Raw genomic sequence first — 17,498 nt, 5'->3', positions numbered from 1 at the left:
CGGGCGGACTCAGGTCCACCCGGGGCCGGCCGTCGGGTACGGCTCAGTGCTCCTTGTCCACGGCCGGCAGCCCGGCCTGACCGGCGGTCAGCCGGCCCTCGGCGTACAGCCAGCGCACCGTGTCCGCCATGGTCTCGGCGGTCGGCCTCGGCGTCAGCCCCCCGGTGCTCGCCGCGGGGTCGACCGGGGTCGCACAGGCGCAGGTGTAGACGGCCCCGTACTCGGCGGGGATGTGCCAGGGCCATCCGCGCTGGAGCAGACTGGCCAGGGCGCCGATCGGCAGCATGGCCCGGGCGGGGAGGAAGGCCGCGGGCAGCCGCCGCCCGGTGACCTCCCGCAGGGTCCGCACGTACTGCCGGGTGGGCAGGTGGTGGCCGGGTCCGAAGTGCCGGTCGGAGCCCGCCCTCGGTGTGGTCAGCAGCCGGGCGTGCAGCTGCGCGGTGTCCCGGACGTCGCCGACCGGGAAGCCGCCCAGCGGCCAGATCGGCATCAGTCCGCGCAGGGTGTTGCGCAGCCGGGCGTTCTGGTCGCCCAGCCCCGGGTCCTGCGGGCCGAGCAGCGCGGGCGGGTAGCTGATGACCACCGGCGCGCCGTCCCGCTGGTGGCCCCGCGCGATCCGCTCGGCCGCCGCCTTGGTCGCCATGTACGTGTCCCGGGGACGGCCGACCGGGGAGTGCTCCCCGAGCGGCCGTCCGGGGGACGGCAGCAGCGCGACGATGCTGGAGACGTGGACGACCGGGTCGGCGCCCGCGCGACGGGCGGCGGCCAGCACCAGTTCGGTTCCCCGCTCGTTGGTCCGGCGCATCTGCGCGTTGCGCCGGCTGTCGAAGGAGTACACCGCGGCCGCGTGCAGCACGGCGTCGGCGCCGCGCACCGTGCGGGCCGCGTCGCCCTCGTCGGTCACGTCCCCGACGACCAGGTCGACGGCGCCCGGGTCCACCTCCAGCAGGCCCAGGACCCGCTCCGCGGCGGCCGGGTCGCGGACCAGCATCCGCACCCGGTGGCCGCCGCAGACCAGCGCCGCGACCGAGTGGATGCCGACGAATCCGGTGCCGCCGGTCACGCTCACCAACATCGGACCATCCCCCCGCTCAGCCGATCTCTTCCGGTTTCCCGCCGATGCCCCGGTGGAAGGCGCCGCCGTAGAACAGCAGCGCCTCCCGGTGGTCCGCCCAGTCCGAGGCGAGCACCTCGCCGAGGAAGATGGAGTGGTCGCCGCCGTCGTACTGCTCGGCGAGCTTGCACTCCAGCCAGGCCAGCGAGTCCGACAGCAGCGGGGCCCCGGTGAACGGGCCGGGCTGCCAGTCGAGGCCGTCGAACTGGGCGGCCCCGAGCGGCCTGCTCTTGTTCGCGAAGTACCGCGCCAGGTGCTCCTGTTCGGCGCCGAGCACGGAGACCGCGAAGGACCTGGACGCCATGATCGCCTCGTGCATCGTCGCGGAGCGGGCCACGCAGCACAGCACCATCGGCGGTTCCAGGGAGACCGAGCTGAACGCGTTGGCGGTCATCCCGTGGACGTGCTCGCCGCCGGTGGTCAGGACCGTGATCCCGGTGGCGAAACGAGCCATCGTCTCGCGCAGGGCGCCCGGCAGGACCGCGCGGTTCGCCGCGGCCGCCGACGTCGCGCCCGGTGCCTGGGCGGGGGCCGGGGACCGGCCGTTGCCGATCACAGCGCCCGCCCCGTCCCGACCGGCCCGCCGGGCGGGACCTGCGCCGCGAGGGCCCGCGCGACGGCCGGCCCCTCGGCGTACGGCACCAGCGCCAGGCGCAGTTCCTCGGGCACCCGGGCGGGGACGGTGGCCGTGTTCGGCCCGCGCATGCACGCGATCCGCTGCCGGCCGCGGGCGACCAGGTTCTCCTGCTCGCCGTCGATCCGCATGTAGTCGAAGCTGAACTGGATCTGGGTCTGGGTCAGCTCCTCCAGCCGCATCCGGACCGACAGCTCGTCGAACGAGGTGATCTCGGCGAAGAAGTCGCACTCCACCTTGAGGGTGAACAGCTTCAGGTCGTCCCGCAGCTCGGCGAGCACCCCCGGCGCCTTGTCCTTGAGGAACATCTCCCGGCAGCGCCCCTGCCAGCGCAGGTAGTTCACGTAGTAGACGTTGCCGACGAGGTTGGTCTCCTCGAAGCCCACGGTGTGGCGGATCTCGTAGTAGGCCGACATCAGTTCTCCTTCCCGACGAGCACCGCGAAGAGCACCGGCTCCGTCCGGTCGTTGACGGTGGTGACCCAGGTGGCGACGGCCGCGTCGCCGGCGGACAGGACGACCCAACCGCCCGGGTGGACGCGGTCGAGCGTCAGCGCCTGGGTGGTCGCGCCGGACTTGCGCAGGCACTCCAGCGCGCTCCAGACCCTGGTGCCGGCCACCGCCGGGCTGCAGCCCGCCTCGGCCACCAGCAGGTCCCGCAGGGCGAGTTGACCGGTGCCCAGCAGGGCGTCCCAGTCCTCGGCGCTCCGCTCCAGGACGGTCTCGACGTCGCAGGCGAGCCGCCCGGGTCCGGCCACCGCCAGGGTCAGGCCGGGGCCGTGCGAGGCCGAGACCGTGATCCCGTCGAGTCCGGGCCCACCGGCGAGTTCGGGCTTGCCGTCCGGCCGGTGGCGCAGGTCCACCGGCCGTCCCAGCGCCCGGCCGAGAGCGGTCGCGGTGCGGGCCCGGCGGTCGCCGTCGGCGGACTCCGCGGTGGATTCCGCGGCGGGCTTCGCCGCGGGCTCGACGACCACCGCGCGGCTGCCGCCCAGCACCCGTTCCAGGCCGCGTTCCAGGTACGAACCGAGCATCGCGGGCACCCACGGTCCGGCTCCGTCGCGCTTGCGGACGGCGACCAGGGTCAGCCCCTCCCAGCGCTCGACGACCTTTCCGGCCGGGGTGCGCACGTCGAGGTCGTAGACGTAGCTGTCCCCGTCCTGGGAGCGCTCCCTGGCGTCGAGCACCACGTACTCGGCGTCCTGGTCCGCCGGGTCGGCCAGCCAGAGCCGCTCGATGCTCTGCGGCAGCAGGGTGGCGTCCGGCACGCAGCACTGGATGGCGTGCATCATCGCGTCCCGGGTCCCGGGGTCGGCCAGTTGCTGGTCCTGCGGCAGGAAGGCCGCGAACCAGGGTGCCGGGGCGGTGGTGGAGATCTCCGCCAGCGCGTGCCGGGCGCTCGCCCGCCGGTACTCCAGCAGGCGCTGGAACCGCTTGCCCTGGAAGAGCACGCTGCCGTACAGCTCGGTCACCGGGTCCACCGGCACCGCCGGCAGGCCGAATTCGACCGGCACCGGCGTCCCGGGCACCTCGGGCCGCGGGTAGCGCAGCCGGGCCCGGAAGTGGTCGGCCGCGAACTCGGTGCCCTCGCTGCGCAGCACCACGTCCACCGTTCCGGGCTCCCGGACCAGCGCCGCGATCCGGATGGTGGTCGAGCCGCCCGGCCGGACCACCACGGGCCGGCGGAACTCGACGTCCTCCAGCAGCGGCGGCCCCTGGTGCCCGCTCACCGCGGCGGCGACCTGGGCCATCGCCTCCATGCCGAGCACGGCCGGGAAGAGCAGGTCGTCCTGGAGCCGGTGGTCGGTCAGATAGGGGTCGCCGCCCTCGGTCAGCTCGGTCTCGGTGATCAGCTCGATGTCCGGGTGGTGCACGACCACCCGCTCGACGAACCTGGTCAGCGGCAGCTCGCGCCGCTCGGTGGTGAGGGTGGGCAGGCCGCCGGCCCGCCCGCTGACCACCAGGACGGGGCCGGCCGAGGGGTCCGCGAGCACCTCGCGGAGCACCTGGATGCCGTTCTCGGTGGAGATCGGCGTGATGCCCTCCCGGATCAGCGCCTCGACGACGCCGAGTCGTTCGCCCATGCCCGCGCCCGACCAGACCGACCACTCCAGCGCGACGGCCCGGGCCCGCGGGTACCGGTCCTGGAAGCGGAGGGTCAGCTCGGTCATCCAGTCGTTGGCGGTGGCGTAGTGCGCCTCGCCGCGCAGTCCGGCCCGGCCGATGATCGAGCCGAAGGTGATCAGCAGCTTCAGGCGTTCCGGTTCGACGGCCGCCAGGACCGCCTCCAGCCCGTCGGTCTTGGGCGCCAGGGTCCGGCGGAAGTCCTCGGCGCTCAGCGCCTCCAGGGCGGCCGGCTGGTTGCGGCCGGCGCCGTGCAGCACGGCGGTGACCGGGCCGAGCCCGTTCTCCAGCAGGGCCACCGCGGCGGCGATCTCCTCGGCCGAGGTCACGTCGGCGCGGGCGTACCGGTGGCGCAGGCCCGCGGCCTCCATCCGGGCGAGGTTCCCGGCGAGTTCGGGGTCGGTGGCCGGATCGGCGCGGCCGATCAGGGCCAGGGCCGCCCCGGAGTCCTGCGCCATCGCGATGGCGCACTCGGCGGTGATGCCCTTGCCGCCGCCGGTGACCAGGAGGACGTCCCCGGCGTCGAGCGGGGACCCGCCCTCGGTCGCGGGGCGCAGCTGCAGCGGTCGGAGCACCGGGACGGTCCGGCGCCCGTCCGGCTGGTAGCGGACCTCCGCGAAGCCGGCCGTGGCGGCGGTCTCGGCGACCACGCGGGCCACCGCCTCGTCACGGGCCGCGCCCTCGGGGGCGGTGTCGGCCAGCTCGACCACCGTGACCGGGACCGACGGGTGCTCCAGGTGCAGGGTCTTCGCCAGGCCGGAGGCCCCCAGCCGGTGCTGGACCACGACCAGCCGGGTGCCCTCGGGGGCGGCCAGGACGGCCCGCCCGGCGGTCAGGAAGAGCTCCGCCTCCTGCGGTCCGCACGCGTCGGGGAGGCAGAGCAGCACGCCGTCCCCGACGCCCGCCGCGGCGAGCGCGGTGCCCAGCGGTTCGGCGAGCGGGTGGCCGGGGGTGCTGTGCACCGTCCACCGCCCGGCGGGGGCGGGTTCCTCGGCGGGCTGCGGCCGGGCCGGCAGGCCGGCCTCCCGGTGCTCGACCGCGAACGGCCGCACCCACGGGGCCACACCGGCGACCTCGCCCGCCGACTGGCCGCCGTCCTGCGCGGTGTCCGCCAGCTGGTCGATCAGCTCGGCGATCCCGCCCAGGTTGACGGTCGCGTAGTTGGGCGTCGCGGCGAGCACGGGCCGGCCGAGCGCCCGGGTGACGTCGTTGACGATCTGGCCGATGGTGATGGAGCTCAGGTGCAGGTCGTCCATCGGGTGGGTCTGCGCGGTGACGGAGTCCAGCGGCAGTTCGACCCGCTCGGCCGCGAGCCTGCGCAGCAGCTCCAGGGTGGAGTCCGGGCCCTCGCCGGTGTCCGCGGACACCGCCGTGCCGGCCCGCTCGTCCCGGCCCGGCCCGCCGTCCGCCGCCGCGAGCTCCGCGTCGATGGCCGGGGCCGCCTCGCAGGGGTTGGCCAGGAAGGTCATCGCACCGTCCGCCGGCAGCTGCCGGATCAGGCGGTCGCCGAACAGGGTCGCGGTCCGCAGCGGTACGCCGAGCACGAACGCGGCGGCGGCGACCCTGAGCAGCGGGCCGAGCGAGGCGCTGTCGGTGTCCACCGCCAGGGTGGTGAGGTTCGGGGCGATCTCCGCCAGCAGGCCGGAGAGCACCCGGCCGGGGCCGACCTCCACGACCAGGTCGGCGTCGGCGACCGCCACGGCGGCGGCCTCCTGGAACCGGACCGGGAGCAGGACCTGCTCGCGCAGGACCTCGCGCAGGTCGGCGGACGGGTCCAGGATCCGGCCGGTGACCGTGGAGGCGATCGGGCGGACGGGCTCCTCGAAGTCGAACCGCGCGAGCTCGGCGGCCATCGCGACCGCGGCCGGCTCGACCAGCGGCGAGTGGAAGGCGTGCGACACGTTCAACCGGGTCGCCGTGACGCCCTCGCCCGCGGCCAGGCGGCAGACCTCGTCGACCGCCTCGGCGGGGCCGGAGAGCACGGTCTGCCGGGGCCCGTTGTAGCCCGCGATCACCACGTCCTGTCCGGCGGACAGCCGGGTGGCCTGCTCCGGGGTCGCCGCCAGGCCGGCCATCGCGCCGCCGCCGTGGCTGGCCTGCGCCATCACCCGGCCGCGGATCGTGGCGAGGCGCACCACCTGCTCCTCGCTCATCGCGCCCGCCCAGTGCAGGGCGGTGAGCTCCCCGAGGCTGTGGCCGACGGCGGTGTCGGCCCGGATGCCGATCGCGTCCAGCACCCGCAGCGCGGCCAGCGAGCCGGTGACGATGCGCGGCTGGGCCACCTGGGTGGCGACCTGGTCGTCGCCGGTGGGCAGGGCGGCGGCGCGGAACACCTCCTCCGCCGCGGCGAACCGGCGCCGGATCGCGCCGACGGCGCCGCGGCCGGAGCCCTGGCCCGGGAAGAGGTAGGCGATCCGGGGGGCGGTCCTGGCGTGGCCGAGGAAGATCCCCTCACCGGCCGAGGAGACCTCCCGCGCTCCGGAGTCGAGCAGGGCGAGCAGCCGTTCGAGGCCGCGCACGGCGTCGTCCGGGCCGGTCGCCACGACGGCGGCCCGCACCGGGCCGCCGGTGAGCCGGTCGGCCAGGGTGCCCGCCAGGTCCGCGAGTTCGGCCTGGGCGAGTTTCGGCACCAGGTCGAGCAGCCGGGTCAGCTCCGCGCGCAGCGCGGCCGTGTCCGCCGCGTCCAGCAGCAGGAGTTCGGCGTCCTGGCGGCCGGCGACCAGCCGGGTGGTGCGCGCGTCGAGCGCCTCGCGCCGGGTGCTGCCGGGTGCCTCGGCGAGGGTGACGTGGGTGTTGATCCCGCCGAAGCCCATGGCCGACACCCCGGCCCGGACCGGGTGGCCGGCCGGCCAGAGTTCGGCCTGGCGCGGGACGTACATCGCCGCCTCGTCACCGAGCAGGCCGGGGTGCGGGTCGACGTGGCCGGTGGCCGGGGGGATCACCTGGTGGTGCACGGCGAGGGTCGCCTTGATCAGGCCGGCCACACCCGCGGCGGCCTTGGTGTGCCCGAAGTTCCCCTTGACCGTCCCGAGCGCGGCCGGACGGGCCGTCGGGTCCGCGGTGCGGCGGGCGGAGGACAGCGCCTCGATCTCGGTCGCGTCGCCGAGGGCCGTGCCGGTGCCGTGGCCCTCGAAGTACGAGACCGTCTCGACGCCGTAGCCGGCCCGCCGGTAGGCGCGGGTCAGTGCCAGCCGGTGGCCGCTCGCCTCCGGCCGGGTGATGCCGCCCTTGCCGTCCGAGGAGACGCCCCAGCCGCTGATGCTCGCGTAGATCCGCCGCCCCTGCGCCAGCGCGTCCCGCTCGCGCATCAGCACGAGCATGCCGGAGCCCTCGCCGGGCCAGAAGCCGTTGGAGTCCCGGTCGTAGACCTTCATCTCGCCGGTGGCCAGTGCGCCCGTCTTGGCGAAGCCGATCACCTCGAACGGGTCGATGGACAGGTCGACGCCTCCGGCGACGGCCACGTCCAGCTCGCCGTCGGCCAGTGCCTTCGCCGCCGTGACGACGGACAGCAGGGAGGAGGAGCAGGCCCCGTCGACCGTGTAGCCGCCGCCGCGCAGGTCGAAGTGGTTGCAGATGCGGCCGGCGATGGTGTTGGCGAGGCCGCCGGCCAGCGAGTCCTCGTCGATGGCCGGGAAGGGCGCCTTGTACTGCGGCTCCAGCTCCTGGAGGAGCTTCGCGACGTCCTCCTCGGACCAGCCCTGGCCGGTGAGCGCGGCGGCCACCGTGCGGCGCACGTAGGGCCACCGCAGCCGCATGATGTTGGCCCGCGAGAATTCCCCGGTGAGGCTGTTTCCGACCACCACGCCGGTGCTCTGGTGGGGAAGTCCCGAGCCGTCCGGGAATCCGGCGTCGGCAAGTGCCTCGGCGGCCACGTCGAGGGCCAGCCAGTGCGTCAGGTCGGTCGCCCGGTACGTGCTTCCGGCGACGCTGTATTTGATGCGGTCGAACGCGTAGTCCCGCAGGACCGCGGCCTTTTTCGTGTAGTGCCGGTCCGGCGCACTCCGGTCCTCCGACCAGTAGTCCGCCTGGTTCATCCGCTCGTCCGGCAACCGCCGGAAGGCTCGCCGGCCGCCCAGTACGTTGTCCCACAGTTCGCTCGCCGAATTGGCGTCCGGATAACGGAGGCCAATTCCTACGATAGCGATCCGCTCACTGCTCACGTATTCACCACCCATGGAGATGAATTGACGGCGAATCTCCTCGCCGACTCGACTCGCCTGCACTGTCGTCAAGAATGCATCTGCGGCCGCCCCGATGTCTTCTCCGAGTTTGCTTTCCGCCTGGTGGGGGGCACTGCTTTTCCATAACGGTGTGATTTCTCGGCGCCGCTATTCAATAACGCCGTCATTTCCGGGGCGGGCCGCGCCCGTCCGGACGACCGTGCCGATGCCCGTGCGGACGGTCGTGCGGGCGGCTGTGCGGACGACTGGGCGGGCAACCGTGCCGACGCCCGTGCCGATGCCCGTGCGGGCGGCCGGGAACGCGCCGAGGCTCCCGCCGGTCGGCGGGAGCCTCGGTCGTGCGGGGCCGTACGCGGGGTCAGCCGTCGGCGGCCTTGGGCAGGCGGGCACCGAGCCGGGCGCCCAGCTCCCGGGCCGCCGCCAGGGCGGCCCAGGAGGTGAGCTCGATCAGCGCGGTGTCACCGGGCCGGTCGCTCCGGAACTCGGCGACGAGGCCGTCGTCGACCTGGTAGGAGGCCTGGGCGGTCAGCAGGGCCAGCCGGCCCGCCGCACGCTGGTCCCCGGGCAGGGCCGACACCGCGTCCTCGACCCAGGCGCGGCTGATCCCCGGCGGTCGGCCGTCCCACCCGGCCAGCCGGTCCGCCACCAGGGCGCGGACGCCGTCCGGCACCGACGGGGCCCCCGCCGCGTCGATCGCGGCGGCCGCCCGGGCGAACGCGCCGGCGACGCTGGGGGTGCCCGCCGCCCAGCCCAGGTCCCCGGGCAGCGGCGCGGAGGGCAGCAGGTCGAGGGAGGTCCCGGCCGGCGGGGCGAGGCGCGCGCTGCGACGCATCAGCCGGCCGAGGACCGCCCTCGCCGCCGACCGCGCGGCCGGTGGGAGACCGGCCGGCAGCGGGCTCTGCGCGAGGAACAGGTTGACCATGCGGTTCAGGTAGTGGAAGGTGACGGCCACCCCGACCAGCTCGGGCGCCGCCTGCGCGGGGAACGGCGGCCGGTCGTCCGGCGCCGGCCCCCGGTCGCCGTCCGCCCGGAACCAGTCGGCCCACCCCTCGGCCGTCGCGCGGGCCGTGCCCGGGGCGGCGGCCCCGGGCAGCAGCGCGGCCAGCGCCGTGCCGTGCACCTCCACGCAGTACGGGCAGGCGTTGGCGGCCGAGACCGCCGCGGCCACCGCCTCCTTGGTCGCGCGGTCGACCCGCCCGCCGGCCACCAGGGTCTCCCGCAGCATCACCCAGGAGGCGGCGAGCACCTCCGGCGCGGCGGCGTGCAGCCCGATCGGCGGTGCCAGCATGCCGAACTCCCGCTCGACCTCGGCGAAGACGCCGGCCACCTCCTCCCCCGCGGCTGCCGGCCGCACCGCGGCGACCCGGTGGATCTGCGCCATCGACCTCCGCAGGGCCGACCGCAGGAACGGTGTCGTCATGTGCCTCCTCCTCGACGGCTCGATCCGGTGCCGGGGCCGGCTACCGGCGCATCAGACCGGGCAGCTGCACCTGCACGCCGCGCCGCCCGCTGGTCGCACCGTCCGGCGCGGGAGCGCCGTAGACGACGTTCACGCCGCGCTCCCGCGCGGCCCTCACGATGCCGGGGATCGCGCGTTCGGCGAGCGCGGAGATGGTCAGCGCGGGGTTGACCGTGAGCGCTCCCGGGACGGCGGAGCCGTCGGTGACGAAGATGCCCGGGTGGTTGCGGAGTTCCTGCCGGTCGTCGAGCGCCGAGGTCTGCGGGTCGTCGCCGATCCGGCAGGACGCCAGCGGGTGCACGGTGTAGGCGCCCACCAGGTCGTTGGTCCACGGCATGACGCGGGCGAGTCCGTCGCGCTCCAGGATGTCCTTCACGACGGCGTCCGAATCGGCCCAGGCGCGCAGGGTGTTGTCGGTCGGCCGGTACGAGATCGACCCGCGCCCGAGCATCTGCTGGGAGATCCGGACGGCGTTGCCGGTGGGCGGCGGCGGCCCGAAGACGCCCTCGTTGTCGTCCTCGATCATGGTGAAGACGGTCAGCCAGGACTGCCACTGCCGGACCAGTTCCTTCTTCTCCACGCCGAACCAGCTGGGCCCGGTCGCGTCGGGCACCTGCGCCAGGATGGTGCCGAAGCCCGGCGGGAAGTAGAGCTGCTCCAGGGAGAACCGGGAGTGCTCCGGCAGCGACCCGTCGAGGTTGTCCCAGCTCGCCACGACCGGGCCCTTGCCGATCTGGTTGGCCTTGAACGCCCGGCCGTCGGAACGCTTGAGCCCCAGCAGGTCGCGGGCCTTCTCCTCGTCCACGATGGCCGTGTTGAGGCGTTCGCCGTTGCCGGAGAAGTAGCGGCCCACGGCGTGCGGCATGGTGCCCAGGGTCGCCTCGGAGCGCTGGAGGATGACCGGGGTGGCACCGGCGCCGGCGGCGAGCACGACGATCTTCGCGTCGATCGTGCCGCTGCCGACGTGCACCCGGTAGTCCACGTCGTCGACGACGTCGTAGTGCACCCGGTAGCCGCCGTCGTCCGTCCGGGACAGCTGCTGCACCTCGTGCAGCGGCCGGATCTCGGCGCCGTGCGCGAGGGCCGCCGGAAGGTAGTTCAGCAGCAGGGACCGCTTGGCGTCGAAGCGGCAACCGGACATCATCCAGTTGCAGTTGGTGCACTTCGCCCGGTCGATGGCGGCCGGGACGGGGTTGGCGGTGCGTCCCGCGTGCTCGCAGGCGGCGGCGAACAGCCCGCCCGAGTACGTGACGTCGTTCCAGTCCTGCTGGGTGATGGGCAGCGCCTCGGCCACCCGGTCGTACCAGGGGTCGAGGACGTCCCGGTCGATGGCGGCCGGCCACATCCGGCGGCCGATGCTGCCGCGGCGCTCGAAGACGAACCGCGGCGCGCGCGGCATCGCGGCGAAGTACACCACGCTGCCGCCGCCGACGCAGTTGCCGCCGAGCAGGCTCATGCCGTCGCCCACCACGAAGTCGAAGATCCGGGTGTACGAGGAGCCGAGCAGGAAGTCGTGGTCGAAGTCGTCGGCCTTCAGCCACGGGCCGCGCTCCAGGATGGTGACCTTCGCGCCGCCGGCCGCCAGGTGGTACGCCGCGATCGCGCCGCCGAAGCCGCTGCCCACGATCAGGACGTCGGTGCTCTCGGTACTCGTCATGCGGGACTCCCTGTAGGCGTGGTGTCCGGGTGGGGGTCTGCCAGCTGCTTGCCGTACGAGAAGTCGGGGAACCGCCACAGGCCGTCCTCGTCGGGCTTCATGAAGCCCATCGCCGTGAGGCCCGGGTGGCCCGCCGCGAGCGCGTCCGCGGTGTGCATGTGGGCGGCCGTGTCGAAGGCCATGTTGGCGAACAGCGCCAGCAGGACCCACAGTTCCCGTTCCTGGTGCTCCGTTCCGGTCAGCTCCTGCACCAGGCCGGTCCGGTCCGCGAACGGCAGGGCGACGAACGGCGGCACCGAGTCGTCGAGCCGCAGGCCGTGCTCGTCCGCGTACGTGCTCGCGTGGCGGTTGAGCGCCTGCACGTAGTCGTCCAGGGCGTCCGACAGTCCGGTCGCGGGGGTTTCGAGCAGTTCGACGGCTCCCGCCTGGACGGCACCGCCGCCGGTCGAGGCGCCGGCCACCGCCCGGTCGTCGGGCGAGCGTTTCTCGCCCGGGACGATCGTGTCCGCGAAGGCTTCGAGCGTCATGGTCCGGTCATGGTTTCGATCTGAGGTAGGCGATCCCACCGGCATCTCCTCAGCTGCTTGTCGAAAAGCGGGGACGGCACACACCGGCCGATCCCGATTCGCATACGCGACTGTGGCATCGTGCGCGCATTGCGCTCCCGCCCGCATCTCTCGCGTTGCTGAGGGCTCCCGGCGCCGTTCAAACCCGACTTCCGGGACGTCTCACCGTTCGGGCTTGCCAACGGCAAGTGCCGCCCGGCCCATTGCGGCTGTCATGTGCCTGCTGCTACGGTCGTCACTTGCTATGGCGGCGACACTTTTCAGCTTCGCCTTCCGAAGGGGGTCCTCCCTTCGCTTGCCCTGGCGCCTTCGACAGTCGGCCTGTCACCGCGGCCGTGACTTTCGTTCCCGATCATCGCAAGGGTGGAATTCTGTTCATCCGCAGGTGCGGCGGAGAAGCTGGAGTCAAAGATGACATCTGCCATCGAGCAAGCTGTTTCCCGGGCCATCGAAACCATGCACGACAACATCGGCGAGTTACTGACCATCGACGATATGGCGCAGGCGGCCATGTACAGCAAGTTCCACTTCTCCCGGGAATTCCAGCGGATGACCGGGGTGTCACCACGGCGGTTCCTCTCCGCCCTCCGGCTCGAAACGGCCAAGCGCCTCCTCATCGAAACCTCGTTCACGGTGACCGAGATCAGCCACCGCGTCGGGTACAACAGCGTCGGCACCTTCAGCTCGCGGTTCGCCAGCAGCGTCGGCGTGCCTCCCACCACCTACCGTCAGCTCGGGGGCTTCACCCCCCGGATCGAGATCGACGCGCGCGGCCTGGCCCGGAGCACGGAGCTCTCCACCTTCCGCGGCGAGATCCGGGCCCCGATCGCGGGGAACCTCGGCCTCGTGTACCTCGGGCTGTTCCCGACCCGGGTCCCCGAGGGCCGGCCCGCCGCGTGTACCGTCCTCCCCCATCCCGGCGTCTTCTTATTCGACCAGGTGCCGGCCGGCACCTGGTACCTGCTGGCACACTCCGTCCCGGCCGCCTTCGACGAGGTGCTGACGGGTGGCCACCCCGTGTCGGTGGGATCGGTCGGACCGATCGAGGTGCGGCCGGACGTGCCGCTGCTGCCGATCGAACTGCGCCTGCGCCCGGCCCGCGTCCTCGACCCGCCGGTCCTGCTGGCACTGCTGGACGCACGGACCATCGCGCAGACCGTACGGACCCCGATCACCGACACCGCCTGATCCTGCCCGGCCCGCGCGACGGCACGGGCCCTCCGCACGGCAGAGCCCCCGCGACGTCGTCGCGGGGGCTCTGCCGTGCACGGCGCGGGCGTGGCCGCTCAGCCGGCGGAGTGCACCGTCATCGGCAGGCCGCCGCGCACTCGCAGCGACAGCATCGGCTCGGCCACCACCCGGTACCCGGGCACCTTCCTCAGCCGCAGGTCCCGGGCGACCATGGCGATCGTGAACGTGGCCTCCAGCAGCCCGAGGTGGTTGCCGATGCAGAAGCGCGGCCCCGCCCCGAACGGGATGTAGGCGTAGCGCGGCCGGTCCGTGGCCCGGTCCCGGTCGAAGCGCTCCGGGTCGAACTGCTCCGGGTCGTCCCAGAACCGGGAGTGGCGGTGCAGGGTGTACGGGCAGATCAGGACGTCGGAGCCGGCCGGGACGTGGTACCCGCCGACCTCGTCGTCCGCCTGGGCCTGCCGCGGCAGGATCCACACCGGCGGGTAGAGCCGCATGACCTCCTCGACCACCATCGAGGTGTACCGCAGGCGGTGCAGGTCCTCGAACTCGGGCAGGCGGTCGCCGAGCACCTCGACGGCCTCGGCGTGCAGCCGGTCCATCACCTCGGGGTGCCGGTCGGCCAGGTAGAACGTCCAGCCCAGGGTGCTCGCCGTGGTCTCGTGGCCGGCCAGCAGCAGGGTGACCAGTTCGTCGCGCATCCGCTGGCGGGCGACCTTGTGGTCGGGCTCCTGCCGGGTGGCGACGATCAGGCGGGACAGCGCGTCCTCCCCCACGATCTCCCCGGCGTCGCGGGAGACCCGCTCGGCCACCAGCCGGTCGACCACCCGTTGCAGGTCCTGCCGGGCCTGCCGGAAGCGGAGCTGCTTGGACAGCGGCACCCAGCCGGGCACCATGCCCATGGTGACCATGTCGAACATCGCCTGGTCCTGCACGGCCTCGAAGTCGTGGCCGACCGCCTCGAAAGCGCTGAGGTCGACGTCGAGCAGGGTGCGGCCGAGCACCCCGAGGGTGAGGGCCGTGACCTCCTTGGTCACGTCGACCGGTGCGCCGCCCTCGTGCGCCCGCAGCCGGCCGACCAGCTTGGCCGCCTCCTCCGCGACGGCACCGGCCTGTTGGACGATCCGCTTGTGCTGGAAGGCGGGCTGGATCTGCCGGCGCTGCTTGCGCCAGAGCTCCCCCTCGCTGGTCAGCAGGCCGTTGCCGAGGGCCCGCCGGGCCTGGGCCAGGCCGATCCCCTTGTGGTAGTTGGCCGCGTTGTCCGCGAGCACGTGCTTGGCGTGGTCGGGGTGGTTGAAGAAGTAGAGCGTCTTGGGGCCCATGGAGATCCGGACCGCGTCGCCGTACTCCGCCGCGGCGGAGCGCATCATCTCGAGCCGGTCCCCCACCAGCCTGCGCAGCAGGACGGGGGCGGCCCGGCGCGGCGGGCCCGGCGGCACCCGACGGGTGGCGGCCACGGTCAGCACCCCCCGACGTTGGCGAAGCGGTCGGCGATGGCCTGGCGCCACACCTCGTACGCGGGCAGCGCGCCGGGCACCGGCCCGCTCGGCCGCGCTTCCTGGCTGACCGCGGCGGCCTCGTCGGGCGTCATGCCGCAGAAGACCCGCGTGGCCAGCTCCGTGTGCGGCACCAGCAGTCCGGCCCGGATCCGGGCCTCGGCCGCGAACGCGCTGCCCTGGGCGACCATCGGCCCGTGGATGCCGGCCCGGTCGCGGAACGCGCACAGCTCCGCCTCGTCCACGCCGCCGGCGTAGGTGGCGGCCAGTCCGGCGCCGCCGTAGAGGTCGGACCGCCGGGACTCCGGGAACTTCTCGATCATGGTCGCGACCAGCTCGGCGTCGGTGCCGCCGACGAACCACAGGGCCCGGCCGATGCCCTGGTCGATCGCGCGGCCGGCGTACGACGGGGAGTCGTGCGCCGGCCAGGGGAAGGCCGGGTCCCGGTACTGCTGGTGGACGTACCGGTCGGTGCGGAAGTACGCCTGGTGGAAGCCGTATCCGTCGAGCACCAGCCAGCGCAGCAGCGGGTCGAGCTTGTCGATGTCGGGCCAGCAGAACCTCGGCAGCCGGGCCATCGCCCAGCCGATGCCGACGTAGACCATGTAGACGTGGTCGGCGCCCCGGCCCGCGAGGCAGCGGGCCACCGAGTTGCGGCCGGACAGCCGCAGCCCGTCGAGCATGGCGAAGCCCATTCCGGCGCCCTCGTAGGCGAAGCCGCGGAACCGGTCCGGGATTTCCTCCAGCGGGTATTCCGCCTCCGCCGGGTTCCGGGCCTCCACGGCGTGGGCGTAGCCCTCCAGGAACCGCGCGCCGACCGTCTCCAGGAGGTCCTGGGCGGCCGGCGACTTCCGGTGGAAACCACGCGTTTCCAATAGCGTTTCAGAGGTGCTCGGAGTGAGAACTCGACGTCGGAGCGTCCGCCATGCACTGGACACGCCATACTCCTCTCGGGTTTCCCGCGGGGCGGCCGGTCCGCCCCGCGGATGACTTCGCACCGGTCCGGCCCGGGGCTCGTCCGGAAAACACTCAGGCCGCCGGCCCCGGCGCGGGCCGGGGCGAGGGCCCGGCCTCGCGGAAGTGCTCGCGCACGTTCGCCCGCCAGAGCTCGTACGGGGGCGGCCCGCCGGCGGCGCCCGGGGTGCGGTCGTCCACCGCGCAGGCGTCGGCCACCTTCGCCGCCGCCTCCACCGACAGGCCGGTCAGGACCGTCGAGGCGACCTCGGAGTGCGCGGGCACGAAACCCGCGTACGCACGGGCCTTGGAGGCGAACACCGACCCCTGGGCGAGCTCCGCCCGGTGCGGGCCCGCGGCGTCGCGCAGCCCGGCCAGGCCCTCGGCCGTGCCGCCCCCCGCGAAGGTCGAGGCCAGTCCCACACCGCTCCACAGGTCGCCCTGCCGGTCCGCGCCGAACCTGCGCACCGCGGCCGCCACGTTCGCCGGCGATCCGCCGTGGATGAACCACAGCGCCCGTCCGACGCCCTGGTCGACGGCCCGCTGGAAGTACTCGGGCGCGCCCTGCCACGGGTACGGCTTGGGCCTGCGCTGCCCGTCCACCCAGCGCCGGGTGTGGAAGTAGGCGAGGTCGAAGCCGTAGCCGTCGACGGCCAGCCAGCTCATCGTCGGGTGGTAGGGCGTCCCGGTGAGGTCCGGCAGCACCTTGGGCCACAGCGACCTCGGCAGCCGCGCCATGGCGAAGCCGATGCCGATGTACGCCAGGAAGATGTGCGGCTGCCCGGACCCGGCCAGCAGGTCACGGGTGCGGTGGCCCCGGCCCATCGCGTCCAGGACGGTGAAGGCCATGGTGGCGCCCTCGTACGCGAATCCGCGCTGTTCGGGTTCGACCAGGCCGAGTCGGCGCTCGACCTCCCACTGGCTCCGGGCGTCGATCCCCCACTCGAAGCCGCAGACCACCGCCTGGGGCACCGCCTCCAGCCGTTCGGTGCTCTCCGTCGGTGTCACCGGGAAGCCGCGTCCGGCGAAGGTCACCGAGGCCAGTGACGGTGTCAGTACCAGTCGGCGCAGCGATCCGAAGGTCGTCGGCACGATCCCTCCCAGGCTCACGTCCCGCAATTGACGGTCCTCCCCATGGTCCTGAGGAGGCGTCACGGCCCGCATCTCCACGGTTGCGTTTCTGAACCCGCCCGGCCGCCGGGCGTCTTCGGGCGTGCTCCGCCCGCCGTCCCGCCGGCCGTCGCCCGGAACCCGGGCGCCACAATGGAACCGGCCCGCGCGAGACCGGGGTTCCGGCACCGTCGGTCCGTCCCCGCAACGTCGTCCAACCGAAGGAGAGCCCGTATGAGCACGTATCAGCGGAACGCCGAGGCCACGACCGGGTCGCTCTGGGACCGCTCACCGGACCATCTCGCCTACCGCGGCTCCCGGGAGAACATCACCGGGCTGCTGGGCGGCCGGCCCGCGGCGGCCGACGTCCCCGTGCCGGCCTGTCCGGGGTGGACGGTCCTGGACCTGGTCGGCCATCTGCTGGAGGTCTGCCGCACGGTGGCCGCCGACGCGCCGGGCAACCTGTGGGAGGTGCCGCACGCCGACTCCGGCGACGGCCTCGCCGGTCTGCTCGCCGAGTGGTCACGGCTGGACGGCGGGGTGGAACGGGTGCTCACCGAGTCCCCGCAACTGCGGCACACCATGCTGATGATGGACGCGTTCACGCATGAGATCGACCTCCGGGTCGCGCTGGGGGAACCGGTGCTCCCGGACCACCCGTCCTACCCCTCGTCGCTGGACCTGGTCGTCCGGGGCTTCTCCAACGCGGTGCGCACGCTGGGGCTCCCGGCGCTGCGCATCGAGACGCCGGGCGCCGAGTGGCGGGCCGGTGACGGCGAGCCGGCCGCCGTCGTCCGCGGGCACCGGCACGACCTCCTCCGCTCGCTCACCGGCCGGCGCTCGCCGGGGCAGATCGCCGGACTGGACTGGAGCGCCGCACCCGAGGCCTGGCTGCCCGCCTTCACCTGGGGCCCGTTCCGGCCGCCGGCGCAGCCCGTCGAGGACGCGGCCGCCGGGCGGTAGGCCCCGGGCCCGACCGGTCCTCGGCGGGCCGGGAAACGGCGCTGTGGCGCTGCCCT

The 17,498-nt window shown here is 74.0% G+C and carries 12 protein-coding genes; 2 read left to right on the top strand and 10 right to left on the bottom strand.

Features of this window, described 5'->3' with window-relative positions:
- Positions 1-43: 43 nt before the first annotated feature.
- From ACFWJ4_RS36825 to ACFWJ4_RS36795, 7 genes are all read right to left on the bottom strand, one after another.
- Positions 44-1,075, bottom strand: a complete 1,032-nt coding sequence (locus tag ACFWJ4_RS36825; protein WP_380552473.1) for an NAD-dependent epimerase/dehydratase family protein — start codon at positions 1,073-1,075, stop codon at positions 44-46.
- A 16-nt stretch (positions 1,076-1,091) separates the two neighbouring features.
- Positions 1,092-1,670, bottom strand: a complete 579-nt coding sequence (locus ACFWJ4_RS36820; protein WP_380552470.1) for a flavin reductase family protein — start codon at positions 1,668-1,670, stop codon at positions 1,092-1,094.
- Positions 1,667-2,164 carry an acyl-CoA thioesterase gene (locus ACFWJ4_RS36815; protein ID WP_380358024.1) on the bottom strand — a complete coding sequence of 166 codons (498 nt, stop codon included), beginning with the start codon at positions 2,162-2,164 and terminating at the stop codon, positions 1,667-1,669. Before ACFWJ4_RS36815 ends, ACFWJ4_RS36820 begins: the two co-directional genes overlap by 4 nt.
- Entirely contained in the window at positions 2,164-8,043 is a 5,880-nt protein-coding gene (locus ACFWJ4_RS36810) for an SDR family NAD(P)-dependent oxidoreductase (protein ID WP_380552467.1), read from the bottom strand. The genes ACFWJ4_RS36815 and ACFWJ4_RS36810 overlap by 1 nt, the downstream gene beginning before the upstream one ends.
- 364 nt (positions 8,044-8,407) lie before the next feature.
- A complete protein-coding gene (locus tag ACFWJ4_RS36805; protein WP_380552464.1) occupies positions 8,408-9,469 on the bottom strand; it encodes a carboxymuconolactone decarboxylase family protein in 1,062 nt (353 codons plus the stop codon).
- A 40-nt stretch (positions 9,470-9,509) separates the two neighbouring features.
- Positions 9,510-11,165: a GMC family oxidoreductase N-terminal domain-containing protein gene (locus ACFWJ4_RS36800; RefSeq protein ID WP_380552461.1), complete on the bottom strand. Its 1,656-nt coding sequence runs from the start codon at positions 11,163-11,165 to the stop codon at positions 9,510-9,512.
- Positions 11,162-11,692, bottom strand: a complete 531-nt coding sequence (locus tag ACFWJ4_RS36795; protein WP_359912765.1) for a DUF5987 family protein — start codon at positions 11,690-11,692, stop codon at positions 11,162-11,164. Before ACFWJ4_RS36795 ends, ACFWJ4_RS36800 begins: the two co-directional genes overlap by 4 nt.
- A 450-nt stretch (positions 11,693-12,142) precedes the next feature.
- Here ACFWJ4_RS36795 and ACFWJ4_RS36790 point away from each other — a divergent pair, with 450 nt between their 5' ends.
- Positions 12,143-12,919 (top strand): helix-turn-helix transcriptional regulator, encoded by a 777-nt coding sequence (locus tag ACFWJ4_RS36790; RefSeq protein WP_380552458.1) that lies wholly within the window; start codon positions 12,143-12,145, stop codon positions 12,917-12,919.
- Positions 12,920-13,017: 98 nt separating this feature from the next.
- Here ACFWJ4_RS36790 and ACFWJ4_RS36785 read toward each other — a convergent pair whose 3' ends face one another.
- From ACFWJ4_RS36785 to ACFWJ4_RS36775, 3 genes are all read right to left on the bottom strand, one after another.
- The gene (locus ACFWJ4_RS36785) at positions 13,018-14,376 is read right to left on the bottom strand and encodes a cytochrome P450 (RefSeq protein WP_359912771.1); all 1,359 of its coding nucleotides are present in this window, start codon (positions 14,374-14,376) and stop codon (positions 13,018-13,020) included.
- Between the two features lie 2 nt (positions 14,377-14,378).
- Positions 14,379-15,353, bottom strand: coding sequence for a DUF1702 family protein (locus ACFWJ4_RS36780; RefSeq protein WP_380552454.1), 975 nt, complete (start codon positions 15,351-15,353; stop codon positions 14,379-14,381).
- Positions 15,354-15,444: 91 nt separating this feature from the next.
- Positions 15,445-16,461: a DUF1702 family protein gene (locus ACFWJ4_RS36775; RefSeq protein ID WP_380552451.1), complete on the bottom strand. Its 1,017-nt coding sequence runs from the start codon at positions 16,459-16,461 to the stop codon at positions 15,445-15,447.
- Between the two features lie 252 nt (positions 16,462-16,713).
- On the opposite strand from ACFWJ4_RS36775, the gene ACFWJ4_RS36770 reads away from it, so the two are divergent.
- A complete protein-coding gene (locus ACFWJ4_RS36770; RefSeq protein ID WP_380552448.1) occupies positions 16,714-17,442 on the top strand; it encodes a maleylpyruvate isomerase family mycothiol-dependent enzyme in 729 nt (242 codons plus the stop codon).
- Positions 17,443-17,498: the final 56 nt, after the last annotated feature.

It is taken from the genome of Kitasatospora sp. NPDC127067 (genome assembly GCF_042724755.1).
GTDB lineage: Bacteria > Actinomycetota > Actinomycetes > Streptomycetales > Streptomycetaceae > Kitasatospora > Kitasatospora lactacystinica.
Note: the sequence above shows the minus strand (reverse complement) of the source record. Positions and strands in the feature narration are given on the sequence as shown.

Bases quoted from the DNA above. Each gene is read 5' to 3' on its own strand.
- ACFWJ4_RS36790 (WP_380552458.1), top strand. From the start codon at position 12,143: ATGACATCTGCCATCGAGCAAGCTGTTTCCCGGGCCATCGAAACCATG.
- ACFWJ4_RS36795 (WP_359912765.1), bottom strand. From the start codon at position 11,692: ATGACGCTCGAAGCCTTCGCGGACACGATCGTCCCGGGCGAGAAACGC.
- ACFWJ4_RS36825 (WP_380552473.1), bottom strand. From the start codon at position 1,075: ATGTTGGTGAGCGTGACCGGCGGCACCGGATTCGTCGGCATCCACTCG.
- ACFWJ4_RS36800 (WP_380552461.1), bottom strand. From the start codon at position 11,165: ATGACGAGTACCGAGAGCACCGACGTCCTGATCGTGGGCAGCGGCTTC.
- ACFWJ4_RS36810 (WP_380552467.1), bottom strand. From the start codon at position 8,043: ATGGGTGGTGAATACGTGAGCAGTGAGCGGATCGCTATCGTAGGAATT.
- ACFWJ4_RS36770 (WP_380552448.1), top strand. From the start codon at position 16,714: ATGAGCACGTATCAGCGGAACGCCGAGGCCACGACCGGGTCGCTCTGG.
- ACFWJ4_RS36815 (WP_380358024.1), bottom strand. From the start codon at position 2,164: ATGTCGGCCTACTACGAGATCCGCCACACCGTGGGCTTCGAGGAGACC.
- ACFWJ4_RS36805 (WP_380552464.1), bottom strand. From the start codon at position 9,469: ATGACGACACCGTTCCTGCGGTCGGCCCTGCGGAGGTCGATGGCGCAG.